Annotated in this window: 22 protein-coding genes; 8 read left to right on the top strand and 14 right to left on the bottom strand. The window is 66.9% G+C overall.

Translation table 11 applies throughout. The features are described 5' to 3' along the window. Window positions 1-13 precede the first annotated feature (13 nt). Together purN and purM are read right to left on the bottom strand one after the other, a co-directional pair. The gene (gene purN, locus AC07YH_RS14280) at window positions 14-598 is read right to left on the bottom strand and encodes a phosphoribosylglycinamide formyltransferase (protein ID WP_494747634.1); all 585 of its coding nucleotides are present in this window, start codon (window positions 596-598) and stop codon (window positions 14-16) included. Next, on the bottom strand, window positions 598-1,623 hold the full coding sequence (purM, locus tag AC07YH_RS14275; protein WP_494747633.1) for a phosphoribosylformylglycinamidine cyclo-ligase: 1,026 nt from the start codon (window positions 1,621-1,623) through the stop codon (window positions 598-600). The genes purN and purM overlap by 1 nt, the downstream gene beginning before the upstream one ends. 135 nt (window positions 1,624-1,758) lie before the next feature. On the opposite strand from purM, the gene rnd reads away from it, so the two are divergent. From rnd to AC07YH_RS14255, 4 genes are all read left to right on the top strand, one after another. After that, window positions 1,759-2,928: a ribonuclease D gene (gene rnd / locus AC07YH_RS14270; protein WP_494747632.1), complete on the top strand. Its 1,170-nt coding sequence runs from the start codon at window positions 1,759-1,761 to the stop codon at window positions 2,926-2,928. A gap of 174 nt (window positions 2,929-3,102) precedes the next feature. Next, window positions 3,103-4,764 (top strand): response regulator, encoded by a 1,662-nt coding sequence (locus AC07YH_RS14265; RefSeq protein ID WP_494747666.1) that lies wholly within the window; start codon window positions 3,103-3,105, stop codon window positions 4,762-4,764. Between the two features lie 146 nt (window positions 4,765-4,910). Next, entirely contained in the window at window positions 4,911-6,200 is a 1,290-nt protein-coding gene (locus tag AC07YH_RS14260; protein ID WP_494747631.1) for a serine hydrolase domain-containing protein, read from the top strand. 145 nt (window positions 6,201-6,345) lie between these two features. After that, complete coding sequence (locus tag AC07YH_RS14255; RefSeq protein ID WP_494747630.1) at window positions 6,346-6,687, top strand: endonuclease domain-containing protein; 342 nt, start codon at window positions 6,346-6,348, stop codon at window positions 6,685-6,687. 67 nt (window positions 6,688-6,754) lie between these two features. Here the strand turns inward: AC07YH_RS14255 and AC07YH_RS14250 are convergent, their stop codons facing one another. Next, complete coding sequence (locus AC07YH_RS14250) at window positions 6,755-7,030, bottom strand: hypothetical protein (protein ID WP_494747629.1); 276 nt, start codon at window positions 7,028-7,030, stop codon at window positions 6,755-6,757. A 156-nt stretch (window positions 7,031-7,186) separates the two neighbouring features. Further along, window positions 7,187-8,689, bottom strand: a complete 1,503-nt coding sequence (locus tag AC07YH_RS14245; RefSeq protein WP_494747628.1) for a Ppx/GppA phosphatase family protein — start codon at window positions 8,687-8,689, stop codon at window positions 7,187-7,189. A gap of 181 nt (window positions 8,690-8,870) precedes the next feature. Between AC07YH_RS14245 and AC07YH_RS14240 the strand changes: the two genes are divergently transcribed. Continuing rightward, window positions 8,871-9,851, top strand: coding sequence for a phosphotransferase (locus tag AC07YH_RS14240; RefSeq protein WP_494747627.1), 981 nt, complete (start codon window positions 8,871-8,873; stop codon window positions 9,849-9,851). Between the two features lie 109 nt (window positions 9,852-9,960). Here AC07YH_RS14240 and AC07YH_RS14235 read toward each other — a convergent pair whose 3' ends face one another. From AC07YH_RS14235 to AC07YH_RS14215, 5 genes are all read right to left on the bottom strand, one after another. Next, window positions 9,961-10,338, bottom strand: coding sequence for a hypothetical protein (locus tag AC07YH_RS14235; protein ID WP_494747626.1), 378 nt, complete (start codon window positions 10,336-10,338; stop codon window positions 9,961-9,963). Further along, entirely contained in the window at window positions 10,335-12,563 is a 2,229-nt protein-coding gene (locus tag AC07YH_RS14230) for an RNA degradosome polyphosphate kinase (RefSeq protein ID WP_494747625.1), read from the bottom strand. The genes AC07YH_RS14235 and AC07YH_RS14230 overlap by 4 nt, the downstream gene beginning before the upstream one ends. Before the next feature lie 253 nt (window positions 12,564-12,816). Continuing rightward, the gene (hdaA, locus tag AC07YH_RS14225) at window positions 12,817-13,497 is read right to left on the bottom strand and encodes a DnaA regulatory inactivator HdaA (RefSeq protein WP_494747624.1); all 681 of its coding nucleotides are present in this window, start codon (window positions 13,495-13,497) and stop codon (window positions 12,817-12,819) included. Between the two features lie 90 nt (window positions 13,498-13,587). Continuing rightward, window positions 13,588-14,145 carry a hypothetical protein gene (locus tag AC07YH_RS14220; protein ID WP_494747623.1) on the bottom strand — a complete coding sequence of 186 codons (558 nt, stop codon included), beginning with the start codon at window positions 14,143-14,145 and terminating at the stop codon, window positions 13,588-13,590. Then, window positions 14,132-15,013: a DUF4747 family protein gene (locus AC07YH_RS14215; RefSeq protein ID WP_494747622.1), complete on the bottom strand. Its 882-nt coding sequence runs from the start codon at window positions 15,011-15,013 to the stop codon at window positions 14,132-14,134. The genes AC07YH_RS14220 and AC07YH_RS14215 overlap by 14 nt, the downstream gene beginning before the upstream one ends. 90 nt (window positions 15,014-15,103) lie before the next feature. Here AC07YH_RS14215 and AC07YH_RS14210 point away from each other — a divergent pair, with 90 nt between their 5' ends. Beyond that, window positions 15,104-15,853 carry an EcsC family protein gene (locus AC07YH_RS14210; protein WP_494747621.1) on the top strand — a complete coding sequence of 250 codons (750 nt, stop codon included), beginning with the start codon at window positions 15,104-15,106 and terminating at the stop codon, window positions 15,851-15,853. Window positions 15,854-16,504: 651 nt separating this feature from the next. Here the strand turns inward: AC07YH_RS14210 and parE are convergent. The 3 genes from parE to AC07YH_RS14195 all read right to left on the bottom strand — a co-directional run bounded on the left by parE (window position 16,505) and on the right by AC07YH_RS14195 (window position 21,562). Further along, complete coding sequence (parE, locus tag AC07YH_RS14205; RefSeq protein ID WP_494747620.1) at window positions 16,505-18,622, bottom strand: DNA topoisomerase IV subunit B; 2,118 nt, start codon at window positions 18,620-18,622, stop codon at window positions 16,505-16,507. A 118-nt stretch (window positions 18,623-18,740) separates the two neighbouring features. Beyond that, entirely contained in the window at window positions 18,741-20,093 is a 1,353-nt protein-coding gene (locus AC07YH_RS14200) for an amidohydrolase family protein (protein ID WP_494747619.1), read from the bottom strand. After that, window positions 20,093-21,562, bottom strand: a complete 1,470-nt coding sequence (locus AC07YH_RS14195; RefSeq protein ID WP_494747618.1) for an amidohydrolase — start codon at window positions 21,560-21,562, stop codon at window positions 20,093-20,095. The genes AC07YH_RS14200 and AC07YH_RS14195 overlap by 1 nt, the downstream gene beginning before the upstream one ends. Before the next feature lie 124 nt (window positions 21,563-21,686). Here AC07YH_RS14195 and AC07YH_RS14190 point away from each other — a divergent pair, with 124 nt between their 5' ends. Together AC07YH_RS14190 and AC07YH_RS14185 are read left to right on the top strand one after the other, a co-directional pair. Continuing rightward, entirely contained in the window at window positions 21,687-22,040 is a 354-nt protein-coding gene (locus tag AC07YH_RS14190) for a Kazal-type serine protease inhibitor family protein (protein WP_494747617.1), read from the top strand. A gap of 42 nt (window positions 22,041-22,082) precedes the next feature. Next, window positions 22,083-22,466 (top strand): putative quinol monooxygenase, encoded by a 384-nt coding sequence (locus tag AC07YH_RS14185; RefSeq protein WP_494747616.1) that lies wholly within the window; start codon window positions 22,083-22,085, stop codon window positions 22,464-22,466. Between the two features lie 53 nt (window positions 22,467-22,519). Here the strand turns inward: AC07YH_RS14185 and AC07YH_RS14180 are convergent, their stop codons facing one another. Both AC07YH_RS14180 and glnA read right to left on the bottom strand, forming a co-directional pair. Then, a complete protein-coding gene (locus AC07YH_RS14180; RefSeq protein WP_494747615.1) occupies window positions 22,520-24,697 on the bottom strand; it encodes a TonB-dependent receptor in 2,178 nt (725 codons plus the stop codon). A 293-nt stretch (window positions 24,698-24,990) separates the two neighbouring features. Next, window positions 24,991-26,400 (bottom strand): type I glutamate--ammonia ligase, encoded by a 1,410-nt coding sequence (glnA, locus tag AC07YH_RS14175; RefSeq protein ID WP_494747614.1) that lies wholly within the window; start codon window positions 26,398-26,400, stop codon window positions 24,991-24,993. Window positions 26,401-26,430 lie beyond the last annotated feature (30 nt).

Here is a 26,430-nt window from a genome sequence, read left to right as displayed (position 1 = left end):
GCGGCAGGGCGTCTCAGCTCAGGCGGGTCACGAACCGCGCCAGGGTCGCCGCATAGAGCTTGTGCTCCTGCTCCAGCACCCGGGCGGCCAGGCTATGCTCGTCGTCGCTCGGCAGGATGGCCACGCGGGCCTGGCCCAGGATCGGGCCCTCGTCGACGCCGGCGGTGACCAGGTGGACGGTGCAGCCAGCCTCGGCCTCGCCGGCGGCGAGGGCGCGGGCATGAGTGTCCAGGCCCGGATAGGCGGGCAGCAGGGACGGGTGGATGTTCAGCATCCGGCCTTCCCAGGCATCGACCAGGAACGGCGTCAGGATGCGCATGTAGCCGGCCAGGGCGATGACCTGGATCCCGCGCTCGCGCAGGGCCGCGTCGATGGCCCGCTCGTGGGCCTCGCGGTCCTTCCCGAAGGGCTTCTGGTCCACGCAGAGCGCTTCAATGCCTTCGGCCGCCGCCGTCGCCAAGCCACCGGCGTCCGGCTTGTTGGCCAAAACGAGGGCGATCTCGAACGGGCAGTCGGCCGCCTTCGCCGCGCGGACCAGGGCCTCCATGTTGGAGCCCCGGCCCGAGATCAGGACGGCGACCTTGGTCTTATTCAGCATCAAGCCTTGACCAGCTGACCGCAGATGAAGGCGTCCTCGCCGGCGTTCAGCAGGGCGGCCAGGACCGGTTCCGCGTCGGCTTGCGCCACGATGATAATGAAGCCGACGCCGCAATTGAACGTGCGGCGCATCTCGTGTTCCGAGACGCCGCCGACCTTCGCCATCCACTCGAACACCGGAGGCATCGCCCAGGCGTTCCAGTCGAACTCGGCGGCCAGGCCCTCGGCGATGGCGCGCGGCGGGTTCTCGATCAGGCCGCCGCCGGTGATGTGGGCGCCGCCCTTGACGCGACCCGACTGCAGCAGGGGCAGCAGCGACTTCACATAGATGCGGGTCGGGGCCATCAGGGCCTCGGCCAGGGTCTTGCCTTCTTCGAACGGGCAGGGCGCGTCCCAGGCCAGGCCCGAGCGCTCGACCACGCGGCGCACCAGCGAATAGCCGTTGGAGTGCGGACCCGACGAGCCCAGGCCGATGATGATGTCGCCGGCGCGCTGCTTGTCCAGCTTCGGCAGCACGTCGTCGCGGTCGACGGCGCCGACCGAGAAGCCGGCCAGGTCGTACTCGCCGTCGCTGTACATGCCCGGCATTTCGGCGGTCTCGCCGCCGACCAGGGCCGCGCCGGCGAGCTTGCAGCCCTCGGCGATGCCGGCGACGACGCTCTTGGCGACCTCGATGTCCAGCTTGCCGGTGGCGAAGTAGTCCAGGAACATCAGCGGCTCGGCGCCTTGCGCCAGCAGGTCGTTGACGCACATGGCGACCAGATCGATGCCGACCGTGGCGTGCATGCCGCTGTCGATGGCGATGCGCAGCTTGGTGCCGACGCCGTCGGTGGTGGTGACCAGCAGCGGGTCGTCATAGCCGGCCGCCTTCAGGTCGAACAGCGCGCCGAAACCGCCCAGGCTGGCTTCCGCGCCCGGACGGCGGGTCGCTTTGGCCAGGGGTTTGATGGCGTCCACCAGGGCGTTGCCCGCGTCGATATCGACACCCGCCTGGGCGTAGGTAAGGCCGTTCGGCTGATCGCTCATGGTCGTTCTGGCGCTCGCTCTGGTCTATCGGAAGGCGGTGATACCCTCCGAACACGCGGAAAATTTGCTCCCGGGCGGCGCTAGGCGCGTCTTGACGCTTGCAGACTCGGGGGTGCGCGAGGCTATTAGCAGCCGATGAAGCCGATCACCACCACCGCCGAGCTGGCGGCGTTCTGTAATGCGCTCGCGGGCGAGCCTTTCGTCGCCGTCGACACCGAGTTCATGCGCGAGACGACCTACTGGCCCAAGCTGTGCCTGATCCAGGTCGCGTCGCCGACGCATGAAGCCGTCATCGACCCCCTGGCCGAGGATATCGACCTGGAGCCGCTGCTGGCGGTGATGCGCGACACGAGCATCCTCAAGGTGTTCCACGCCGCCCGTCAGGACGTCGAGATCTTCAACAACCTGAAGGCCATGCCCAAGCCGCTGTTCGACACCCAGGTGGCGGGCATGGCGGCGGGCTTCGGCGAGCAGATCGCCTATGACGCCCTGGTCCGCCAGATGCTGCGCATCGAGCTGGACAAGTCCAGCCGGTTCACGGACTGGGCCCGCCGGCCGCTGACCGACGCCCAGCTGACCTACGCCCTGGCCGACGTCACCCACCTTGCGGCGCTGTTCCCGATCCTGCGCGAGCGCCTCGAGACCTCGGGCCGCCTGGCCTGGGTCGAGGAAGAGATGACCGCGATCTCCGATCCGGCCGCCTACGACGTCGATCCGGAGAAGGCCTGGCGCCGCCTGCGTCCGCGCAAGACGGCGCCGAAGTATCTCGCCGTGTTCAAGGCCGTCGCCGCCTGGCGCGAGCGCACCGCCCAGAACCGCGACCAGCCGCGCGGCCGCATCCTGAAGGACGAGGCCATCGACGAGCTGGCCACTCAGGCCCCGACCTCGCTGGACGCCCTCAACAACCTGCGCGGCGTGCCCAAGGGCTTCGGCGGCAGCAAGTTTGGTCCCGACCTCCTGGCCGCGATCAAGGCCGCCCTGGCCGATCCGGAAGGCTATGCCCCGGTCGTCGACAAGCCCGGCCCGCCGCCGCCCCAGAACGCCGGCGCCGTGGTCGAGCTGCTCAAGGTGCTGCTGAAGGCCCGCGCTGAAGAGGCCGGCGTCGCCTCCAAGCTGATCGCCACGGTCTCTGACCTGGAGAAGATCGCCGCCGACGACAACGCCGCCACCCCGGCCCTGGCCGGCTGGCGCCGCGACGCCTTCGGGACCGACGCCCTGAAGATCAAGCGCGGCGAGCTGGCCCTGGTGCTGGACGGCGCCAAGGTCCGTGTCGTCGAGGTCCGCCGCGCGCCCAAGCCCGAATAGGGCGGTCAAGGCCAAATCAAAGACAATGAGCGCGATGACCATCATAGGTTGTCGCGCTTTTTTACTACCCAGAACGGGCCATTTTCCCGTGCGTGCAAGGGTTTGCTGGCGTACAACGCCACGCCGCATGTACTCCCTCGGGAGTAGAGCGGGCCGAGTACGGGGGTTGCGTTGGTGGGTTTCTGGGAGAACTTGGCGGTCGCCTATCGCCCGGCGGCGGTGTCGCGTCGCCGCCTGATCCCCCTCCGGCTCTTCGTCACCCTGGTGCTGTGCGGCCTGGCCTTCGCGCGGCCTGACCTGCGCTTCCTGATCCCTTGGGCGGGCGCGTTCGTCGCCGCCCAGCTGGTCGAGCTCGTGGCCCTGAACAGTCTCCTGGCCCATGCCCAGCCGGGCCGGGTGGTGGGATGGGCGCTGGCGGCGGACCTCGTCATGGCCGTGACCTTCGGCTGGCTGTCCATCCCGCTGTGGGCGATGGACACGCCGATGGGCGCGGCGGGCGCCATCCTGCTGCTGTCGGGCTCGATCTTCACCGCGTTGATGGGGGCCGAGGGCTGCCTGGTCGCCTTCGCCACCGCCGTGGCGCCCCATATCGTCTATCTGTTCGCCGCGCCGCTGATCTCGGGCCGAGGCGATCCGCTGACCTGGGTCTTCCTGGTCGGCGGCGCGCTCTTCTGTCTGACCCTGTCGATGGTCTTCCTGTGGTCGCAGCGGACCATGGCCGCCGAGCGCGCCGCGCGCCGCGCCGCGGAGCGCCAGACGGCCGCCAAGTCGGCCTTCATCGCCATGGTCAGCCACGAACTGCGCACCCCGATCAACGCCATCCTCAACGGCGCCTCGGCCTTGGAGAAGGGCGGGTCGGCCGCCCTGGTCACCGACGCCGGGCTGATGATGCGGACCCTGCTGAACGACCTGCTCGACCTCTCCAAGATCGAGGCCGGCCGCATGGGCGTCGAGGTGGTCGACTATGACCTGCCGGCCGTGATCGGCGACGCCGTCGCGTTCTGGCGCGAGACGGCCTCGGCCAAGGGCGTCGATCTGATCCTGACCGGCGTCGAAGCCCTGCCGCACTGGGTGCGCGGCGACCCGATGCGCACCCGCCAGGTGCTGAACAACCTGCTGAGCAACGCCATCAAGTTCACCAACCATGGCGAGGTTCGCGTCAAGGTCAGCGTCGAGCGCGAGCGGCCGCGCCAGGTCGCCATCATCGTGCGCGACACCGGTCCCGGCCTGAAGGACGACCAGATCGAGCGCCTGTTCAGTCCCTATGAGCAACTGGGCGTCGACACCGCCCGCGCGTTCGGCGGCACGGGCCTGGGCCTGGCGATCAGCCGCGACCTGGCCCGGCTGATGGGCGGCGAGCTGACCGCCGCCAACGCTCCCGAAGGCGGCGCGCGCTTCATCCTGCGGATTCCGGCCCCCGAGGGGACCGCGCCGGTCGAGCTGGCGGTCGAGGCCGTCCAGGACCTGGCCGTGCGTGAGGAGGCGCCGGTGGTGCTGGTCGTCGACGACCACGACATCAACCGCCGCGCCCTGCGCCAGATCCTGGAGGCCTTTGGGGCCCGGGTGGAGACCGCCGAGGACGCGCAGACCGCTCTGCTGGCGGCCGAGTACCAGATCTTCGACGCCATCCTGATGGACGTGCGCATGCCCGGCATGGACGGGCTGGAAGCCACCCGCCGCCTGCGCGAGGACGGGGCCAACCGCCTGACGCCCATCATCGCCGTCACCGGCGGCGCCTCGCCCGACGAGGTCGCCGCCTGTCGCGAGGCGGGCATGACGGGCTGGGTCGAGAAACCGGTCAATCCGCGCGACCTGCACAAGGCCTTGTTCGGCTAGCGCGCTGTTCGGCGACACAAGCGCGTTTCGCCCATTTTTCGGCGCCCAGATCGGGTGTTCTTCACTAGAAGGAACCGGTGCGGGACGAGTCGCGGACTCGTCCTCCCGCGATCGGTTTCCAATCCAGTTTCAAGAGTTTACCCGCCGTGTCGAGAATTGGGCTGAGCGACTGGGAGAAGGCTCGGCGGCTGAAATGGATCGCCGCCGGCGTCGCGGGCCTCGTCGTGGTTGGGGGCCTGGCGACCCTGCCGTTCCTGAAGAAAGCGCCCAAGGCGGTGTCCGAGGCGATCGAGCAGGCGGCGCGGAACACGCCCGAACAGCCGTCGGCCTGGCATGGCGACATCGACTACGACGCCCTGAACGCCCGCATCACCGCCATGGCGGCCGACAAGACCATGGAGGGCCTGGCCGTGGCCGTGGTCGAGAACGGCCGGCTGTCCTTCGTCCATGGCTATGGCCACACCACCGAGGGCGGCCAGAAGGTCGACGCCCGCACCGTTTTCCGCTGGGCCTCGCTGTCCAAGACCGTGGCCTCGACGCTGAGCGCCCGACTGGCCGCTGACGGGACCTTCGCCCTGACCGAGCCGCTGGTCGCCTTCAACACCAGCCTGCGCCTGCCGGGCGAGGCCCAGAACAGCCTGACGGTCGAGGAGCTGCTGTCCCAGCGTACGGGCCTGGGCAAGAACGCCTATGACGGTCAGCTGGAGGACGGCGTCGATCCCGCCAAGATCCGCGGCTCCTACGCCACGCTGAAGACGGTCTGCCCGCCAGGCACCTGCCACAGCTACCAGAACGTCGCCTACGACACGATCACCGAGGTCATCCAGGGCAAGACCGGCGAGCCCTATGCCGCCACCGTGCAGCGCAAGCTGTTCACGCCTCTGGGCATGAGCGGCGCCTCGATCGGCATGGACGGCCTGACCTCGGCCTCGCGCTGGGCCCGGCCCCACGACCGCGCCCGCCGGGAGCTAAAACTGTCGGACGCCTACTACCACGTGCCCGCCGCCGCCGGCGTCAACTCGACCATCGTCGACCTGGCTGCGTGGATGCAGGCCCAGATGGGCCTCAAGCCCGACGTGCTGTCATCGACCGTGCTGGACGAGGTCCAGCGCCCCCGCGTCGCCACCGGCCGCCCCTATGGCCGCCTGAACATCGCCCGCGAGCTGAAGAGCCCGGCCTACGGCCTGGGCATGCGCAGCTTCACCTACAAGGGCCACCGCCTGGTCGGCCACAGCGGCGGCGTCTCGGGCTACCGCTCGACCATGATGTTCGACCCGGCGACCAAGACCGGGATCGTCATGCTGTGGAACAGCGACGCCAACCTGCCTTTCCGCTTCCAGGCCGAGTTCTTCGACCGCGTGTACCGGATTCCGTTCACGGACTATCTGGATTTGGATAGCGGGACGCAGGGCGCGGAGGCGTCGCTATCGGACTAGGGCAGGGCGCTCACCGGAACCCTCTCTCTTTGAGAGAGGGAGGGGCCCGCCGCGCAGCGGTGGGAGGGTGAGAGGTTTCACCGCCTGCCGGGAAATCCCGATTCCTTCGGTTGAGCGGCCTCCAGGCCAAGCTCATGCTTGAGCCATGTATCCCACCGCTAACGCCCGTCGCCTTCGGAGAGGTCAGACGCTAGCCGAAAAGGCCTTCTGGGGGCTGGTCCGCAACCGCCGCCTCGGCGGGTTCCGGTTCCTGCGGCAACATCCGATCGATCGCTATATCGCGGACTTTGTCTGTGAAGCCGCCAAGGTGATCGTTGAGCTGGATGGCGCAGCGCACGAAGGCCGCGACGACGATGACGCCCGACGCACCGCGATGCTCGAACTGTTTGGATATGTCGTGGTGAGGTTCCGCAACGAACGTGTGATGACCGATCCCGGTGGCGTGGCCGATGATGTCTTGGCGGTGCTTCGTTCGGCGAGGGTGTAACCTCTCACCCTCCCACCGCTGCGCGGCGGGCCCCTCCCTCTCTCAAAGAGAGAGGGAAGCTGTATGCCTAGTGATGCGCGAACTGGCTGAGGGCGCCGCCGGCGGCCAGGCCCAGGGCGCAGAAGACGCCGAGGTGGAAGGCGACGCCGATGGCGACGGTGCGGCGGACCGACCAGGTGTTTTCCTGGGCGAAGACGCGGCCGATTTCCGATTGCAGGCTGCGCGCGGCGCTGGCCACGGGCGTGTCGTGATCGTTGGCGACGTGCAGGTCGGGACGCTTGCGGGCTTCCACCGGAGCCGGGGCGATAGCGTCCAGGTAGTCGAACTTACGCTTCAACATCACTGACCTCCGTTTATTTCGTTGAGGTCACGCTACGGAAGCAGTGCTAACAAACTATGCTGTGCTGTTGGCGCTTGACTGCGACAACTTGTCAATTTCCCCGTATCGGGGAAGTTCAGGGGTGATTAAGCATGTTATCCAGGCTGCCTATACCTGGATTCATCCCGTGATAATCTTTGGCTTCAAGTTCAGATGTTGCGCGGCGGTATTGGCGCGCTTGCTGGTCTGTTCGCCGAGCAACAGATCGGCATAGCCGGGGTCGGCCGCCAAGATCAGGTGGCTCTTGTCCAGGGTCAGGCGCGAGTGGGCCAAGAGGCGCGGGCTGCGGCCCGACAGGTCGCAGGCCAGGCGGATGGTGGCGCCCAGGGCGCGGGCCCGCTTCAGCTGGGCGGGGCTCAGCAGGCGCTCCAGGGTCTGGAGTTCGGGCGGGTTGAAGGTGGTGGCATGGCGGGCGTGGGCGGCCACGGCCAGATAGCAGCGCTCGACATGGGTCTGGCCGGCGATCGGGGCGCGCAGCACCTGCTCGAAGACGAGGTCGGCGCGATGATCGGGGTGCAGGCGCGCACCGACGTCCGACAGGCGGCAGGCGGCCGACACGAGGATGCCGTCGCGCTCGCCGAACAGCGGCGGCAGGGTGCGGAAGGCCGGGGTGATCCAGGCGTCCAGGGCGGTGTCCAGGTCGTCGACCGCGCCTTGGCGGGCGCCCAGGGCCGCGCAGCCCTCGATCAGCGGGTCCAGGCCGCGCACACGGGGCGGCATGGCCTCGAACAACAGGCCCTCGCGCACGCCATAGGCCGAGATCTCTATGCGCTTGAGGCCCAGCTGCTCGATCAGGGTTTCCAACACCACGGCGGCGTAGGGCAGGGTCTCCGAGCGCTTCTTGCTCATGCCCTCGATACGCTCGAGCGAGCTCTTGGACTGGTGGGCGACTAGGCGGGCGGCGTCCAGGGCCTCGGCGGCGCCGATCTCGTACTGGTGGACGACGTGCAGCGGGTAGCCCGACAGCCGCATGTGCAGCAGGGCGAGATTGCGCCAGGCGCCGCCCACGGCGTGGAAGGTGTCGGTCTTGAAGTCGGCGGCCACGGTGGCCAGGCGCTCGCGCGACAGGCGGCGGACGCGCTCGCCGTCGAAGGCGCCCCCCTGGACGCCATTAGCGGTGCTCAGGCTGAAGGGGCCCAGCGGCAGGGTCACGCCCCGGCCGGCGCCGGTGGCCGACAGGCGCACCAGCTCCAGGCTGGCGCCGCCCAGGTCGCCGACCACGCCCTCGGCGTCGGGAGCGCCGGCCAGCACGCCGACGGCGGCGTAGTGGGCCTCTTCCTCGCCGGACAGGACGCGGACGACGAAGCCGGTCTCGTCGCGGACGCGGTCGATGAAGTCCTGGCCGTCCACGGCTTCGCGGGCGGCGGCGGTGGCGACCACGAAGGTCTCGGCCGGATTGACGGCCTCCAGCACGGCGCGGAAGCGCTTGAGGGCCTGCAGGGTCTGGATGACGCCTTCGGGCGACAGGCGGCCGCTGCCGCCCAGGTCACGACCCAGGCCCGCGAGAACCTTCTCGTTGAAGACGGTCCAGATGGCGCGGCCTTCCAGCCGGTACACCACCAGGCGGACCGAATTGGAACCGATATCGATCACAGCCGCGTCGCGCGGCGCCGGGAAGGGCATGAGGGTGATGTAGCGTATTCGGAGGATGGGGGAAGCAGGAACAACCGATTTCGGTGGAGAAGAACGCGCGGAAAGGCTTGTCGGAAAACGCCTTGATCGTTTCGACCCATTATTGCCCGGGTGATATTGACTCTATTTCTGTCCGGGTAAATAAGGCGATGATCTTCGAGAGGTTCCGCCGATGTCCGTTTCTCCTGACCAGCTCCCCACCGTCGCCAAGGCCCTGCGCGCCGCGTTCGGGACCGAGACGCTCGACGGCTGGACGGCCGTGTCCGGCGGGTTGTCGGGGGCAGGCGTCTACAAGATCCGCGTCGGCGGCATCGCCTATCTGCTGCGGGTCGAGGCGGGGCGGGACGGGCTGCGCGATCCGCATCGCGGCTATGCCTGCCTGAAGCTGGCCGCCGACGCCTGCCTGGCGCCACGCGTGCGCTACGCCGATCCGGACGACGGGGTGGTGATCAGCGACTTCATCGAGGCCCGGTCGATGGCGCTGGACTATGCCGGGACCCGCGCCGACCTCGTGGTCGAGCTGGCCCAGGCGGTGCGGGCGCTGCACGCCATCGACGGCTTCCCGCCGTTGGTCGACTATCTGGATGGCCTCGACGCGCTGGTCGGCGAGGCGGGGCGTAGCGGCGTAGTCCCGATCGGGGCGTTCGACGCCTGGGCGCGGTTGCGTTCGGTGTGCAAGCGCCTGCCGCCGCAGCCGGTGTCCAGCCACAACGACCTCAATCCCGGCAACCTCGTCTATGACGGCCGGCGGGTGTGGCTGGTCGACTGGGAGGCGGCGTTCCGGGCAGATCGCTATGTGGACCTCGCCGCTATCGCCAACACCTACGCCGCTGATCCGGACGGCGAGGCGCTGCTGCTACGCACCTATTTCGGCCGGGAGGCCACCGACGCCGAGCGGGCGCGGCTGTGGCTGTTCCGGCAGGTCAGCCACGTCTTCCACGCGGCGGTGTTCGTCGCCGGCGTGGCGGGGCAGGCGAGGGCCGACAGCCTGGAAGGGCCGGACCTCGACACGATCCACCAGGGCCTGGCGCTGGGCGAGCCGCTGCTGGCGACGCCGGAGGGGCGGCTGGCCTACGGTCTGGCGCGGCTGCGGACGGTGGCGGCGAACCTGGCTTCGAGCGCGTTCGCAGAAGCAGCGAGTGTCGCACGCTGAGGGGCCAAAACCTCGTCCTTCGACAAGCTCAGGATGAGGTTTCTACTGCGCGAGGCCTAAGCCTTGATCCTCATCCTGAGCTTGTCGAAGGACGAGGATCACGCACGGCCTAAGGATTGATCCGGCACGCCACCGTCCGCCAGCCGTCGCCGTCGTTGCGGTGATAGCAGGTGCCGTAGCTGACCTGCCGGCCATGCGCCCGCTCGCCGCCCTTGGTCAGGGCCCAAGGGGCGGGGCCGAGCAGAAGCATGTCGGTGGTGTCGGCCTTCCTGGCGCAGAAGCCCCACCAGCGGATGTGGTAGCCGCCGAACACGCCGGGGCCGAACACCGCGCCGTCCGCCTGCGCCTTGTGCTCCACGCCCGGCGCGACGCCGAAGCGGTCGACGCCGGGGCGCGAGGGCAGGGCCTGGATCGCGCAGATGTCGGCCTGTCGCGCGGGCGTACAGGCCGACAGCATCAACAACGAGACGAGCGCAAGCCGCCTCAACGCTTGCGCTTGGTCCCGACGTGGTCGAAGGCGCGCGGCAGGTCGCGGGCGCTGTGGCCTCGGCCCGACAGGCTCGGATTGGTCATGAAGTAGTCGTGGGCCGAGAAGGCGCCGCGGTTCTTCCAGCTGGCGTCGCGGGCGTAGCCGCCCTCGCTGTCCAGGCGCCAGCTCTGGGCCTCGTCATTGAGGTTGGCGACCATGATCTGGTCCAGCACCTGCTGGTGCACGGTCGGGTTCTCGACCGGGACCAGGGTCTCGACGCGGCGATCGAGGTTGCGCGGCATCCAGTCGGCCGAGCTGATGAACAGCCGCGTCTGCGCCGACGGCATCGGTCCGCCATTGGCGAAGGCGATGATCCGCGCGTGCTCCAGGAAGCGGCCGACGATCGACTTGACGCGGATGTTCTCCGACAGACCCTTGATGCCCGGACGCAGGCAGCAGATGCCGCGCACGACCAACTCGATCTGCACGCCGGCCTGGCTGGCGGCGTAGAGGGCGTCGATGATCTGCGGATCGACCACCGAGTTCATCTTGGCCCAGATGCCGGCCGGCTTGCCGGCGCGGGCGTTGTCGGCCTCGGCGGCGATCATCTTCAGCAGGTCCGGCTTCAGCGTCATCGGCGAGAACGACAGCCGCTCCAGATGGCCCGGCTGGGCGTAGCCGGTGATGAAGTTGAACAGCTTGCCCCCGTCGCGGCCCAGGGCCGGGTCGCAGGTGAACAGGCTAAGGTCCGTATAGATCCGCGCCGTCTGCGGGTGATAGTTGCCGGTGCCGAAGTGGCAGTAGGTGCGCAGGCCCTCGCCCTCGCGACGCACCACCACCGACAGCTTGGCGTGGGTCTTCCAGTCGACGAAGCCGAACACCACGTGCACGCCGGCCCGCTCAAGGTCGCGCGCCCACTTGAGGTTGTTTTCCTCGTCGAAGCGGGCCTTGATCTCCACGAGGGCCGTGACGTTCTTGCCGTTGTCGGCCGCCTCGATCAGGGCCGCCACGATCGGGCTGTCCTTGGAGGTGCGGTACAGCGTCTGCTTGATCGCCAGCACGTTCGGATCGCGCGCGGCCTGGCGGATGAACTGCACCACCACGTCGAAGCTCTCGAACGGGTGGTGGACCAGGATGTCCTTCTCGCGGATCGCCGCGAAGCAGTCGCCGCCGTGGTCGCGGATGCGCTCGGGGAAGCGGGCGTTGAAGGGCGGGAACTTCAGGTCCGGACGGTCCGGCGGGATCAGCTCCGACATCTGGGCCAGGCCCAGCTTGCCATCGACCAGGATCACGTCTTCCGGCTCGGCGCGCAGGCCCTCGATGATGAAGTCGCGCAGGTCCGGCGGCATGGTGGTCTGGATCTTGACCCGCACCACGCGGCCCAGGCGACGCTTCTTCAGCCGCGCCTCGAACTCGCGCACCAGGTCCTCGGCCTCTTCCTCGATCTCCAGATCGCTGTCGCGGTTCAGGCGGAACAGGCCCCGGCCCTCGACCTCGTAGCCGGGGAACAGGTGCTCCAGGAACAGGATGATCAGGCTCTCCAGCGCCACGATCTTGCGCTGGCGCTTCTTGCCGCGCGTGACGACGGAGCTGAGCTCCCAGAACCGCCGCACCTGCGAGGGCACCGGGGCCAGGGCGTAGAGGTGCTTGTCGTCGGCGATCCGGCGCAGCTTCAGCGCCAGGCAGAAGCCCAGGTTCGGGATGAACGGGAACGGATGGGCCGGGTCGATGGCCAGCGGCGTCATCACCGGGAAGATCTGGTTGAGGAAGATCTCCTCGGCCTTCTTGCGATCCTCGCCCTCGATGTCCTTGGCGTCGAGCAGCTTCAGCCCCTCGTCCCACAGCTCGGTGCGGACCTGGCGCCAGATCTTCTGCTGCTCGCCCATCAGCTCGGCGGCCGAGGCGTTGATGCGCGCCAGCTGCTCGCCGGGGGTCAGGCCGTCCTGGCTGATCACCCGCACGCCCTCGCGCACCTGGCCCTTCAGGCCGGCCACGCGGACCATGTAGAATTCGTCGAGGTTGTTGGCCGAGATCGACAGGAACCGCAGCCGCTCCAGCAGCGGGTGGCGCGGATTGGCGCTCTCTTCCAGCACCCGCTCGTTGAAGGCCAGCCAAGAGGTCTCGCGGTTGAAGAACCGCTCGGGCGAGGCCAGCAGCTCGGCGTCCAGGGTCAGGCCCGTCTGCGGCGCGGGAATCTCGGGCGCGGCGGGGACGAGCGGTGTCAGGGCGGTGGCGTCGGTCATGATCCCACTCTAGCGCGAAAGTTTTGCAGAGGGTGAACGAACGCCGTGACGCGGTGACGACAACGCGCGGTGTGCTGAGCAATCCATCCGGGTTCCCCTCAACACCCGTTTCCCCGGCGAAAGCCGGGGCCCAGATCGAACCCGGGGCGTCGGAGGCAGCGGACGCTGCCGAAAGGCGCGATCACCCCAGCTGCTCAGGATGAATCTGGGCCCCGGCTTTCCCCGGGGAAACGGAGTTTGGGGCGGAAGAGGACTACTCCTCCTCACCCTCCAAATCCCCCAGCACCTCCCGCGCCAGCGCCTTGTTCACCGCGCGATGGTGCTGCGAGGCCGCCTCGTCCAGCAGCTTGGCCGCGGCCAGGGCCTCGGCGGCCGAGCGGGGCAGGCGGGCGATCAGGTAGGGGTAGAGGTCCGGATCGGGCTTCAGGTGCTCGGCCCGGAAGGCGCGCTCCAGCACCGCCCGCAGCACCACGTCGTCCGGCTCGTCGATCGCCGCCACCGACAGCGCGTTCAACCGCGAGCGCAGGTCGGGCACGGACGATCTCCAGGCGATCGGCGCCAAGCGAGCGGTCAGCAGCACTCTGCCGCCGTCGACCCCGGCCATGTTGAGGATGTGGAACAGGGCTTCGTCGGAGAGGCCTCCGGAGCGCCGGTCGGCGTCCTCGACCAGGATCGCCCGGCCGCGCAGGGCAGGCAGGTCGATGTCGCCCGCGTCCGCCGCGTCGATCACCACCGCGTCGGCGGCTTGCGCCCAGGTCCGCGCCAGATGGGTCTTGCCGCTCCCGACCGGCCCGACCAGCGCCAGCCGCCCCTCGGGCCAGCTCGGCCAGGCGTCCAGCCGCGCCAAGGCGTCGGCGTTACAGCCCGAGACGGCGAAGTCCTCCCGGCCGTAGCGCGGCGCGGCGGTCAGCGGCAGTCTGAACTGGGTGGACAATCCCTGGGGCCCGGCGTGGTGAATGTGCGGTCAAGCATATAGGCCGGGTTGTGACGCAGGACGAGGCGAGGGGGCTGGGGATAGTGGGGATTAGCTCGCAGAGGGTGTGGATGGAGGCTGTGGAGCTTTAGCTGGAGGGCCAATTTCCATCATCGTAAAGACGGTTAGAACTGATCCAATAACTAGAACTATTCCGTAGTTCATTATAGCTACTCCGCCAGCGGAGAAGGCTATATTGATGTATCTGGCCTGCTCTTCCATTCCATTCAGTGTTGGGAGCGGCTTTGCGGAGTATATGATCGAGGATAGAACGCCGAGAATCTGTACGATTGTGGCGTGAATTACCGTGCTCACAATCATGAGAAGTGGTGATCTGCCCTGGAATATATCCTGCGGCCTTCTAAGTAATTTTTTATGTGTATCGCTAAGCGCGGAAAATATTAGAGCGTATGCTGCGATAGAAAATCCCGCCAGAGTTGGCAAAATAGTTCGAGCCATCTCTGTCCATTTATCGTCCAGCCATAGTCGCCATTCGAGCACGCCCATAGATACAGCGATGAATAGGTATGGGGATTTGAGAAGTGCGCTCCAACCGCCGTACTGGTGGTATAGGCGGTTCCAATTGGAGAGTTTCTTACTCCTGGCCACGAACTTGAGCCCTTGCTGTGCGAACCTTTTCAAATAGGTCGCCCGCCATGCGAACGAAAAGGTTTAGGGCGGAGTCGTCTGATTTATGTTTGATGACTTCTTTAAGCGGTATCTCATCGGTGGAGTGAGAAGTGATGACGCCATTTTCGACCGTCTTTACAGAAAATGTCCCGTTCTCCGATGCGACCTTTGCGAGCTTGAACGATCTTTCATTCGGAATGATGGGGTCTTTGTCTTTTGATTTTATGACCTCTTCATATTCGTCGGCATTCTGCTCGAAAAGGATGTTCTCGATGAAATCTGCCAAGCCATTGTCAATATCATCGGGGTTGGGGCGCCTGATGATGAATCTTATTTCTTTGAGTTTTGGGAGTCCCAGAAGGGATTCTGCCTCGTCATAACTTTTAATGATATCCGCTTGGACATCGCCATACTGCGCGGATACCTCTTTCCATTGAAGGGCGTATTTAAAATATTGCTCTACTGATCTCGTGCTCAATCCTTTCGAATCTGAATACAATTCGAATGCGAGTGTATGAAGGTCGTTGTTTATTTTGAAATAGAAGGCGGCATGATTTGGTCTGAGTTTTTCCGGTATGTTAATGGCGCTCTTGTCTTCTGCAGAGGCGCGAGAAAATTTCTCTAAATTGAACCAGTCACCCCTAATGTCGATCTCTGTGTATTTTGAAAATGTCCCGATGCGAGTGGCTTCGTTGAAGCTTTGAATTGCAACGAACGTGTCGCCATGGACTCGGACACCTCTACGCAGGGATGCCAGCAGAATTATTAGGCCGACATAGTCTCTGTTCGCATCGCTCGGTATGCGCAAGTTGATAGCTGCAACTTCGGTTTTAGAGTCTCGTGCCAATTGACCGTCCTTCCCCCCGGAGGATCTGATTCCCTTCGCAATTTTTTCGCGAATTTTTTCGCGGATGCAATCAGGTTTGCGCGACGTTCAATGAACCTCTCCCCCGACCTCGTCGCCTGGCGCGCCGACCTCACCCGCCCTGCCGGCCCGCTGAACGGCCTCGCCCGCGCCACGCAGCAGCGGATCAATCGGCTGATCCCGGAGAAGGTCCACGCCGCCATCACCGCCGCCATCGAGGGGATGACGCGGGCGCTGCTGGTCGGGTCGGACTACGCGACGGGCTCGCCGCTGGTCGGCCTCTCCCTGGATGAGCGCCGGGCCAGGGCGGCCAAGGCGATCGACGGCTGGAAGAAGGCGGCGGCGGCCGAGGGCGGGGTCACCGGGGCCGGGGGCTTCCTGCTGGCGGCGGCCGACTTCCCGCTGCTGATGAGCTTCAAGATCAAGCTCCTGTTCGAGATCGCCGCGATCTTCGGCCATGACGGGACGGAGCTGTCCGAGCGGCTGTTCATCCTGCATGTCTTCGAGCTGGCGTTTTCGGACGCGGCGCACCGGGCCGGCGCGCTGGCGGCGCTGGACGATTGGGATGCGAAGGCGCACCCGCAGCACCTGAACGACTTCAACTGGCGGGCCTTCCAGCAGCAGTACCGCGACCACATCGATCTCGCGAAACTGGCCCAGTTCATCCCCGTGGTCGGCGCGCCGCTGGGGGCGATTGTGAATTGGCGGCTGGTGGAGCGGCTGGGGCATACGGCGGTGATGGCCTACCGGATGCGGGCGGAGCAGGGGGCTTACGCCGCGACGGGGACGGGTGTTGCGCCCACCGGAAACCCTCTCTCATAGAGAGAGGGAGGGGCCCGCCGCGAAGCGGTGGGAGGGTGAGAGGTTTCACTGGTGGCCGGTGAAAACGCTGGCCGTTCCGTCGCGTACGTCGTCATTGCCCTGTCCGGAGAGGGTGTAACCTCTCACCCTCCCATGCTGCGCATGGGCCCCTCCCTCTCTCAAAGAGAGAGGGATTCAGGGGGTGACGCACGAGCGTTCACGCTTCTCCGTCCCCGGCTCCAAAACCTGCCGTACAGTCTACCCACCTCGTCGCGAGGAAAGGGCGCGTGGCCAGCGACCATCGTGGCGGCGGGGTGTGATCGAGCGGGCGTGCTCGTCGGTGCGGGGGAAGCTCCGCAACTACATCCCTCTGGCGGCGGTCGGCCCTGGAACACAGAAACGACGTGGGATGTCGGGCCGAGGAGACGACAGGCGGTTGGAAACAGCCGCATCCGGGACCAGGCTTCGCGGCCTGGCCCGCCCGTCGGAGGCTTCAAGGGCGTTTGGGTGCGAACAGCATCAGGGCGTCACGCTTCCGGAAAACGGTCACGCGGAGCGTTCGGGCTTCGTCGAAACGGTATTCACTCCTCACACTCCGGGCGCAGCCCGGCGCTCCGCGTCCCTTTCCAAACCTTCAGCGGCCCGCCGCGTGAAGCGGCGGCGCCGTGGGTGCTAGAGGTCCAGGTCCGCCGACGCGAACTCGGCATTCTCCTGGATGAAGCGGAAGCGCAGCTCGGGCTTGCGGCCCATCAGGGTCTCGACCAGGCTTTCCACCGCCTCTTCCGAGCGCGGCAGGGTCACGCGGGCCAGGGTGCGCTTCTTCGGATCCATGGTGGTCTCCTTCAGCTGCGCGGCCATCATCTCGCCCAGGCCCTTGAAGCGACCGATCTCGGGCTTCTTGCCCTTGAACACCGTGGCCAGCAGCTCGTCCTTGTGGGCGTCGTCGCGGGCGTACTCGGACTTGCCGCCGTGGGCGATGCGGTAGAGCGGCGGCAGGGCCAGGTACAGGTGACCCTGGCGGATCACGTCCGGCATGGTCCGGTAGAAGAAGGTGATCAGCAGGGAGGCGATGTGGGCGCCGTCGACGTCGGCGTCGGTCATGATGATGATGCGGTCGTAGCGGAGGTCTTCCTCGCGATACTTGTTCCCGCCCTGGGCTCCCAGGGCCAGCATCAGGTCCGACAGTTCCTTGTTGGCGGTGAACTTCTCGCCGCTGGCCGAGGCGACGTTCAGGATCTTGCCGCGCAAGGGCAGGATGGCCTGGTACTTGCGGTCGCGGGCCTGCTTGGCGGAGCCACCGGCCGAGTCGCCTTCGACGATGAAGAGTTCCGCGCCATCGACCGCGCCGCCGGCGCAGTCGGCCAGCTTGCCGGGGAGACGGAGCTTCCGGGTGGCGCTGGCGCGGGTGACTTCCTTGTCCTTGCGGCGCTTGAGGCGCTCCTCTGCCCGCTCGATGACGAATTCCAGCAGGGCCTGGGCGTTCTTCGGGCTGGAGGTCAGCCACAGGTCGAACGGGTCGCGCAGCGCCGCCTCGACGAAGCGCTGGGCCTCGGTCGTGGACAGCTTTTCCTTGGTCTGGCCTTGGAACTCGGGGTTCTTGATGAACACCGAGATCAGGGCGCCGGCCTGGGCGACGACGTCGTCGGCGGTGATGATCGTGCCGCGCTTCTCGCCCTTGAGGTCGGCGTACGCCTTCAGACCTCTGGTCAGGGCGGCGCGGAAGCCGCTCTCGTGGGTGCCGCCTTCGGGGGTCGGCACGGTGTTGCAGTACGACTGCATGAAGCCGTCGTGCTCGCCGAAGCCCTGGGGCGTCCAGCTGACGGCCCACTCGACGGCGCCGGCCTCGCCCTGGCGCTCGATGCGGCCCGAGAAGCTGTCGGGCGTGATCGTGGTCAGGCCCTTGGTCCGCTCGGCCAGGAAGTCGGCCAGGCCGTTGGGGAAGTGGAAGACGGCTTCGGGCGGGGTCTGGTCATGGATCCGCGAGGGGTCGCAGGACCATTTGATCTGCACGCCACGGAACAGATAGGCCTTGGAGCGGGCCATGCGGTACAGGCGGGCGGGCTTGAAGTTCGTGCCCTCGCCGAAGATCTCGTCGTCGGGCTTGAAGCGCACCATGGTGCCCTTCTTGCGCGACGGGCCCAGCTGCTCGATCGGGCCCAGCGGCTTGCCGCGCGAGAACACCTGCAGATGCTCGAAGCCGTCGCGCCAGACGGTGACCTCGACGCGTTCCGACAGGGCGTTGACCACCGAGGCGCCGACGCCGTGCAGGCCGCCGGAGGTCTCGTAGGCCTTGCCCGTGAACTTACCGCCGGCGTGCAGGACGGTCATGATGACCTCCAGCGCCGACTTGCCCGGGTACTTGGGGTGAGGGTCCACGGGCATGCCGCGGCCGTCGTCCTTGACCGACAGATAGCCGTCGGCGTCGAGCTTGACCTCGATGGTCTTGGCGAAGCCGGCCACGGCCTCGTCCATCGAGTTGTCGAGCACTTCGGCGAACAGGTGGTGCAGCGCCCGCTCGTCGGTGCCGCCGATGTACATGCCGGGACGCTTGCGGACGGGCTCCAGCCCTTCCAGCACCTCGATGTCGGCGGCGGAGTATTCGCCCGGATCGCTGGCCTTGCCGGCCGGCGCAGGCGGCGAGGCCGGCTTGCTGGACGGAGGCGGCGGCGGCATGGGGCGCGGAGTCGGCTCGACATGCGGCTCGACGCTGGCCTGGAACGGCGCGGCCGGAACCGGCGCCAGGGCGTCATCGTCGCCAAACAGGGAAGGGGTCTTATCGGAAGAGGACATAAGGGGAACTCTAGGCGATTCGAGCGCGGGGGCCTCGTATCGCCTCGCGGGCGTCCCCTGAAAAGAGAAATCCGCCCCCAGCGTTTGCCGGGGGCGGACTGTAGAGCTAGGCCTGGGGTTAGCGGTAGGCCGGCGGGTAACCGCTGGCGTCGGTGGCCGCGTAGCGGTCGCGCAGCTGGTTCTGGCGGCTGTCCTGCGGCTGCTCGACGCCGCCGACGAAGACGTTCAGCGGCCAACTGGTCGTCTCCAGCGGGTCGCCGTTCCAGACCACGACGTCGGCGATCTTGCCGACCTCGAGCGAACCGATCTTGCCGTCCTGGCCCCAGATCTTGGCCGGGACCAGGGTCACTGCGGCGAGACCTGCGGAGTAGGGCAGGCCGTTGGCGACCGCGAGGCCGGCGTTCAGGCGTTCCTGGCGCAGGTTGTTGAAGTCCCGCGAGCCGTTGATCGCCACCGTCACGCCGGCGGCGTTCAGGCGGGCGGCGTTGTCCAGGCGCGAGCCCAGGGCCTCGAAGCTGTCGGGCAGGTCGGCCTGCGGATCGACGATGACCGGCACGCCGGCCTTGGCGATCTCGGCCGCGACCAGCCAGCCTTCCTCGACGCCTTCGAGGATGATCTTGATCTTCTCCTCGGCCGCCAGCTTCAGCGCCTGGCGGATGTCGGCGGCGCGGGAGACGCGGATCAAGAGCGGGGTCTTGCCCTGCACGACCGGGATCAGGGCCGCCAGGTCCAGACGCGACAGACCGAAGTCACGGGTCGCGCCCTGCTCGAAGGCCGAGCGGCGGGCGGCGAAGGCGCGAGCGTCCTCCAGGGCCGAGCGGATCAGGATCAGGTCGGCGCCGCGCGAGCCGCCGGCCGCCCGTGCGCCGCTCTCGCCCAGCGAGACGGTGACGGCCAGCTTGGAGGCCTCGACGATGTCGGTCGCGCCGGCCTTCAGGCGGATGAAGGCCGCCTGGCCGCCGAACAGCGAGGGATCGCCGTCACCGGTCTTGCCGGCGGTCATCTCTTCGACCACGCCGTCGTCGGCATGCTCGTGGGCGCCGCCGCCGGTCCCCGACAGCACCGGCACGACGGCCGAGCTGGTGATGCCGCCGTCCCGGGCGAACGGGATGAAGGTCGAGGCGGGGTTGATGGCGTAGCTGATGTCGAAGGCGGCGCTGAGCGCGCTGCCGGTGCCGTCGTCGCGGGTCTCGCGGACGCCGCTGACTTCGGACGCGCCGAGGTTCGAGGACGAGGCCACGAGGCCCGGGCTGACGACGCCGCCCTTGGCGTCGATCACCTTGGCGCCGGCCGGAACGGCGACATTGGCGCCGACGGCGGCGATCTTGCCGTCCTTGATCACCAGGGTCCCGTTCGGGATCGCGGCGCTGGAGACAGGCTCGATGCGGGCGTTGACGATGGCGACCGTTTCGGCCGCCGCGGGGAGAGCCAGGGCGCAGGCGGCGCTGGCGAGAAGCAGTGACCGGATCATCAGTTGAACGCTCCCTGGCCGGGTTGGCCGAGCTCGAAATCGGACTTGGGCTGGAAGCGCTTGTCCTTGCGGTCGTAGATCAGCGCGCCGTCGATGAAGACCTTCTCGGCCTGCGCGTAGACGCTGAACGGGTCACGGCTCCAGACCACCAGGTCGGCGGCCTTGCCGGGCTCGAGCGAGCCGGTCTTGTCGCCGATGCCCATGGCCTTGGCCGGGTTGGCGGTGATCCACTTGATCGCCTCGGCCCGGCTGATGCCGTAGCCCAGCTTGTTGCCGGCGGTCATGGCCAGGGCGGCTTCCTGGTTCAGCCGCTGGGTCATGATCGGGTCGTCGGAGTGGATGACCACGCAGGCGCCGTTCTTCCACAGGATGGCGGCGTTGGCGTCGATGCCGTCCAGGCTTTCCATCTTGAAGCCGGTCCACGAGGCCCAGGTGGCCGAGCAGATCCCTTCCTTGGCCAACAGGGGCGCGATCTTGTAGCTCTCCACCGCGTGGTGGAACATGGTGATCTTGTAGCCGAACTCCTTGGCGATATCGATCATCACGGCTTCTTCGTCGGCGCGGTAGCAGTGGTTCTGCACCAGGATGTCGCCCTTCAGGACGCCGGCCAGGGTCTCCATCTGCAGGTCGCGCTTGGGCGCGTCGGCCTTCTCGCCCTTCTGGACCTTGGCGCGGTAATCGTCCCAGCGACGGGCGTAGTCGGCCGCGTCGATCCAGGCCTTGCGATAGCCGAACACGTTGCCCATCGCAGTGGAGGGCGAACGGCCCTTGGAGCCGTAGACGCGCTTGGGGTTCTCGCCGCAGGCCATCTTCAGGCCGTAGGGGGCGTCGGGGAACTTCATGCCCTGCATGGTCAGGGCCGGCACGTTCTTCAGCGTCACCGAGCGACCGCCGAACAGGTTGGCCGAGCCGGGGAGGATCTGCAGCGTGGTCACGCCGCCGGCGCGGGCCCGGTTAAAGCCGGGGTCCTGCGTCCAGACCGAGTGCTCGGCCCAGACCTGGGCGGTGTTGGGATCGGTGGCCTCGTTGCCGTCCGAACGCGCCTGGACGCCGGGCGAGGGATAGACGCCCAGGTGGCTGTGGGCGTCGATGATGCCCGGGGTCAGCCACTTACCGGTGGCGTCGACCTTCACGGCGTCGGCGGGGATGGCGGTGTCGGGACCGCCGACGGCGACGACCTTGCCGCCCGAGGTGACGACGACGCCGTTCTCGATCTGCTGGCCGGTGGCCGTCAGCACCGTGGCGCCGACGAAGGCCGTGGCCTGCGACGGGAACGGCCTGTAGGTCGACGGGAAGCCCGTCGAAGCCTGGCCGTCCAGCCCCTTGGGCAGCGGCTTGGCCTCGACCTTTTCCGCTGGTTTGGCCGTGCTGGACGGTTTGGTGGGACCACCGGTCCCGGTCGTCGCGCAGGCGGAAAGCCCCAGCGCGAGCAGGCTCACGGCTGTCGCCGCGCTACGCCATCTGATCATGAAAAACCCCGACTCTCGAAGAGGCGGGAAGGACAGACGAAAAGAACCCCGTTATCAAGTTAAAGGAGAGCGGAAGGAGCCGGTCGCCGGCAAAATCGTTCCGCCTGTTCCTCGGAGGTCCTCCATGCGCCGTCTGCTCGCCTGTCTCGCCGTCGTGCTGCTGACCGCCTGCACGGCGCCGACGTCTCCTGGTCCTTCGGGCCCGCCGGCTCAGTCGCCTCGCACCCCGGTGGCCGAGGGCGGCATGTGTGGCGGTTTCGCGGGCTTCCAGTGCCAGAGCGGCCTGACCTGCCAGATGGAGCCTGGCGTCTGCCATCGGGTCGCTGACGCCTCGGGCGTCTGCAAGAAGACGCCGCAAATCTGCACGCGGATCTACCAGCCGGTCTGCGGCTGTGACGGCAAGACCTACGGCAACGCCTGCACGGCGGGCGCGGCTGGGGTCAGTGTCGCTTCCCAGGGCGAGTGCAAGGCCGGCTAGGCTGCTGCCAAGATTTGGCGCGTGCTGACGCAAGGTGCGGTCATGAGCAAGATCATCCGACGCGACGTGCTGGCCGGCGGCCTTGCCGTCGCCGCCTTCGCGCCCGTCGCTCAAGCCCAGGAGAGCAAGCCCATGTACGGACTGATCGGACAGATGCTGGCCGCGCCGGGCAAGCGCGACGAGCTGCTGGCCATCCTGGGCGAGGGGACGAGCGACATGCCCGGCTGTCTCAGCTACGTGATTGCCAAGGATCCGGCCAACGCCGACGCCCTCTGGATCACCGAGGTCTGGATCGACAAGGACGCCCATGCCGCGTCGCTGAAGCTGCCGTCGGTGCAGGCGGCGATCGCCAAGGCCCGGCCGATCATCGCCGGCTTCCCGCAGCACTTCGAGACCATTCCCGTCAGCGGCCACGGCCTGAAATAGAAAAAGGCCGCGGATCGCTCCGCGGCCTTTCCCGTCTTGCGGACCCGAAGGTCTTAGAAGCTGGCGTTCAGCGAGACGCCGAAGACGCGCGGTTCGTTGACGAAGGCGGTCAGGTTGTTGAAGTCGATCGCGCCCTTGATGTTGCTCTCGTTGGTGATGTTGCGGGCGAAGGCCGCCAGCTCCCAACCAGCGTCCTTGTTGGCGTAACCGACCTTCAGGCCGCCTTCGAAGTCGCCCTTCGTGTAGAACTCCTTCGACTGGTAGAGGAACAGGTTCGTGTAGCCCTGCATCTTCCAGTCGGTGAAGACGAACAGCTCGCCGGTGGCCAGCGGGTACGAATAGCGGGCCGTGAAGTCGAAGGTGTACTTCGGCGCGTTCGGGAACGGGTTACCGTTGACCAGGGCCAAGCCGGCGCCGTTCAGCGTGTCGGTCACGGTGCAGGCGGCGCAGGGCGCGACGGCCAGCGTACTGTCCTTGATCTTGGTGTGGGCGTAGCTATAGCCGGCCGTGACGACGAAGTTCGGGGTGACCACGAACTCGCTGTCCAGTTCCAGGCCGTAGGCTTCGCCCTTCTTGGCGTTGATCAGGCGGTTGGAGTTGCTGCCGCCGCCGACCGCGCTGAACTGCGGATCGTCGATGGTGTAGGTGAAGATCGCGCCGTTCAGACGGACGCGACGCTCGAACAGCTCGCTCTTCAGGCCCAGCTCATAGGACATGATCGTTTCGGACTTGGCCGACGAGGCCGGCGAACCGAAGGCGATGTCGCGGCCCTGGATCGACGGACCCCGGAAGCCCGAGGCGACCTTGGCGTAGACGCTGACGTTGTCTTGCAGCGTGTAGAACGCCGACAGGTCCCAGGTGACCTTCGAGTCCGAGACCGAGACGGCCGGAGCCGCGTTCGGGCCCGACACGACGTTCAGGTCCTTGTCGTCGTCGGTGTAACGCAGGCCGCCCGTCAGGGTCAGCTGGTCGTTGACCTTGTACGAGGCCTGACCGAAGGCCGCCCAGGCCTTGTTCTTCTGGCGCAGGGTGGTGGCCGGCATGAAGAACGGGTCGGTGCGGATGTCGTACTTGGTGTCGAAGTAGTAGCCGCCAACCTGCCAGCTCAGCGGGCCGTCGGTGTCGCTGGCCAGGCGGACTTCCTGCGTCCACTGGAACAGGTTCTTGATGCCGTCCTGGGTGCTCGACTGGAACGGGATGAAGCCCGGACCGCCCGGATTGCCGCCGTCGATGTCGCCCAGGCTGTAGCCGTGGGTGTTCTCATAGGCGGTGATCGAGGTCAGCTTCGCGCCGTCAAGGTCGTAGGTGATGTTCGCCGAGCCGCCGTAGCCCTTGTACTTCTGCGGGTTGTTGGCGGTGTTGTCGTAGGCGACCGAGTCACGGTCGTAGTTGCCGTTGAGCTTGTTGGAGCCCTTGGTCAGCACGTTGGCGCGGAACACGGCGGCGGTGCCGTCCAGGTCACGGGCGTGGACGTTGAACAGGGCGCTCAGCTTGTCGTTCGGCGTGACCAGCACCTGCAGGCGCGCGGCCTTTTCGTCGAAGCCGCCCAGGGCGTTGTTCTTCTTGGTGAAGGTGTTGTCGATCCAGTCGTCGCGGTGCTGGTAAAGCACCGAGGCGCGGGCCGCGACCTTGCCCGGGACGATGGCGCCGCCGACGCCGCCGTCGAAGGTGAAGGTGTTGAAGGTGCCGTAGGTCGCCGTCGCGCGGCCCTTGACCTCTTCGCTCGGCTTGACGGTGTCGAACTTGACGATGCCGGCCGTGGTGTTGCGGCCGAACAGCGTGCCTTGCGGGCCGCGCAGGACTTCGACGTGGTCGAGGTCATAGATCGGCGAGCTCTTCAGCACGACGTTCTCGAGCACGACGTCGTCCTGGATGATCGACACCGGCTGCGAGGCGGCCAGATCGAAGTCGGCGTTGCCCAGGCCGCGGATGTAGAAGCGCGGCGCGGCGCGGCCGTTCGAGGACTCGGCGTACAGGCCCGGGGCCTTGCCCGACAGGGTCAGGATGTCTTCGCCCGAGGCGAAGGCCGACTGCAGGCGCTCGCCGGCGATGGCGGCGACCGAGACCGGCACGTCCTGCAGGTTTTCACTGCGCTTCTGGGCGGTGACGACGACTTCGCCGACTTGGGTTTCCTGGGCCATGGCGGCCGAGCCAGCGGCCAGCGAGGCCACGAGGGCGGTCAGGCCGCACGACACCGTCAGGGCGCGGCGGAAGGAGCGGGTGGGGTGCATGGAGACATCCTGTGATGAGCACGCCGCCCGCCGACTCTCAACTGGGGCGTTAACGGCGCTTCTATTGCGCTGCGATAGGCTCATCCGAGGCTGTTGGGATATCTCGGAACGCGCGAAACCGGCCCGTTTGGGGCGATTACGTCGGTTCTGTTGCGAAGTTGCGACATTTTTGTTCAGGCGGCGCCCAGTAAGTAATAATCTATTCTACTTACGACGCGGCGCTTACCTTGCGGCGCAACGAAAAAGGGCCGGAGATCGCTCCCCGGCCCTTCGTCGTCTGATTGCTTACGCGATCAGCACTTGTAGTACATGTCGAATTCGACCGGGTGCGGGTGCAGTTGCAGACGCATCACTTCTTCCATCTTCAGCTCGATGTAGCTGTCGATGAAGTCGTCATCCATGACGCCGCCGGCCTTCAGGAAGGCGCGGTCCTTGTCCAGGGCTTCCAGGGCTTCGCGCAGCGAGCCGCAGACTTCCGGGATCTTCTTCTGCTCGCGCGGGGGCAGGTCGTACAGGTTCTTGTCGGCCGGCGCGCCCGGGTCGATCTTGTTGATGATGCCGTCCAGGCCGGCCATCAGCAGGGCGACGAAGGTCAGATAGGGGTTGCCCATCGGATCGGGGAAGCGAGCTTCCAGACGCTTGGCCTTCGGCGAGTCGACGTGCGGGATGCGGATCGAGGCCGAGCGGTTGCGCGAGCTGTAGGCCAGCTTCACCGGGGCTTCGTAGCCGGGCACCAGGCGCTTGTACGAGTTCGTCGTCGAGTTCGAGAACGCGTTGATGGCCTTGGCGTGCTTGATGATGCCGCCGATGTAGTACAGGCAGTCCTGCGACAGGCCGGCGTACTTGTCACCGGCGAACAGCGGCTTGCCGTCCTGCCAGATCGACTGGTGCACGTGCATGCCCGAGCCGTTGTCGGCGAACATCGGCTTGGCCATGAAGGTGGCCGTCTTGCCGTAGGCCGCGGCGACGTTGTGGATGACATACTTGTAGAGCTGCATCCGGTCAGCCATGACGACCATGGTGTCGAACTTCAGGCCGAGTTCGTGCTGGGCCGGGGCCACCTCGTGGTGGTGCTTTTCCGGCTTCATGCCCAGCTCGCCCATGACGGCCAGCATTTCGCCGCGCAGGTCCTGGGCCGAGTCGACCGGGTTCACCGGGAAGTAGCCGCCCTTCGGGCCAGGGCGGTGGCCCATGTTGCCTTCCGGATATTCCTTGCCCGAGTTGCTCGGCAGTTCGCTCGAGTCATACGAGTAGCCGGTGTTGTTCGGCGCGGTCGACCAGCGGACGTCGTCGAAGATGAAGAACTCGGCTTCCGGGCCGAAGTAGACGGTGTCGCCCACGCCAGCCGACTTGACGTAGTTGAACGCGGCCTTGGCGATCGAGCGCGGGTCGCGGTTGTAGGGGGTGCCGTCGTCCGGGTTCACGACGTCACAGAACAGGGCCAGCGTGGTCTGCTGGTAGAACGGGTCGATAATGGCGGTCGACAGGTCCGGACGCAGCTTCATGTCCGACTCGTTGATGGCCTTCCAGCCGGCGATCGACGAGCCGTCGAACATGGTGCCGTCGTTCAGGAAGTCGTCATCGACCAGGTCGATGTCGAACGTGACGTGCTGCAGCTTGCCGCGCACGTCGGTGAAGCGGACGTCGACGTACTTTACGTCCTTTTCCTTGATCAGGTTCAGGATGTCCTTGGCGGTGCTCATTCAGTATCCCCTGTCTTGAGCGCTTAAGCG

This window comes from Caulobacter sp. GW456-12-1-14-TSB4 (assembly GCF_059424195.1).
This window is presented reverse-complemented; position numbering and strand designations above follow the sequence as displayed.

Excerpts from the sequence above, each read along its gene's own strand:
- purN (WP_494747634.1), bottom strand. The coding sequence starts at position 598 with ATGCTGAATAAGACCAAGGTCGCCGTCCTGATCTCGGGCCGGGGCTCC.
- purM (WP_494747633.1), bottom strand. The coding sequence starts at position 1,623 with ATGAGCGATCAGCCGAACGGCCTTACCTACGCCCAGGCGGGTGTCGAT.
- rnd (WP_494747632.1), top strand. The coding sequence starts at position 1,759 with ATGAAGCCGATCACCACCACCGCCGAGCTGGCGGCGTTCTGTAATGCG.
- AC07YH_RS14255 (WP_494747630.1), top strand. The coding sequence starts at position 6,346 with ATGTATCCCACCGCTAACGCCCGTCGCCTTCGGAGAGGTCAGACGCTA.
- AC07YH_RS14245 (WP_494747628.1), bottom strand. The coding sequence starts at position 8,689 with ATGCCCTTCCCGGCGCCGCGCGACGCGGCTGTGATCGATATCGGTTCC.
- AC07YH_RS14240 (WP_494747627.1), top strand. The coding sequence starts at position 8,871 with ATGTCCGTTTCTCCTGACCAGCTCCCCACCGTCGCCAAGGCCCTGCGC.
- AC07YH_RS14230 (WP_494747625.1), bottom strand. The coding sequence starts at position 12,563 with ATGACCGACGCCACCGCCCTGACACCGCTCGTCCCCGCCGCGCCCGAG.
- AC07YH_RS14210 (WP_494747621.1), top strand. The coding sequence starts at position 15,104 with ATGAACCTCTCCCCCGACCTCGTCGCCTGGCGCGCCGACCTCACCCGC.
- parE (WP_494747620.1), bottom strand. The coding sequence starts at position 18,622 with ATGTCCTCTTCCGATAAGACCCCTTCCCTGTTTGGCGACGATGACGCC.
- AC07YH_RS14200 (WP_494747619.1), bottom strand. The coding sequence starts at position 20,093 with ATGATCCGGTCACTGCTTCTCGCCAGCGCCGCCTGCGCCCTGGCTCTC.
- AC07YH_RS14195 (WP_494747618.1), bottom strand. The coding sequence starts at position 21,562 with ATGATCAGATGGCGTAGCGCGGCGACAGCCGTGAGCCTGCTCGCGCTG.
- AC07YH_RS14190 (WP_494747617.1), top strand. The coding sequence starts at position 21,687 with ATGCGCCGTCTGCTCGCCTGTCTCGCCGTCGTGCTGCTGACCGCCTGC.
- AC07YH_RS14185 (WP_494747616.1), top strand. The coding sequence starts at position 22,083 with ATGAGCAAGATCATCCGACGCGACGTGCTGGCCGGCGGCCTTGCCGTC.
- AC07YH_RS14180 (WP_494747615.1), bottom strand. The coding sequence starts at position 24,697 with ATGCACCCCACCCGCTCCTTCCGCCGCGCCCTGACGGTGTCGTGCGGC.
- glnA (WP_494747614.1), bottom strand. The coding sequence starts at position 26,400 with ATGAGCACCGCCAAGGACATCCTGAACCTGATCAAGGAAAAGGACGTA.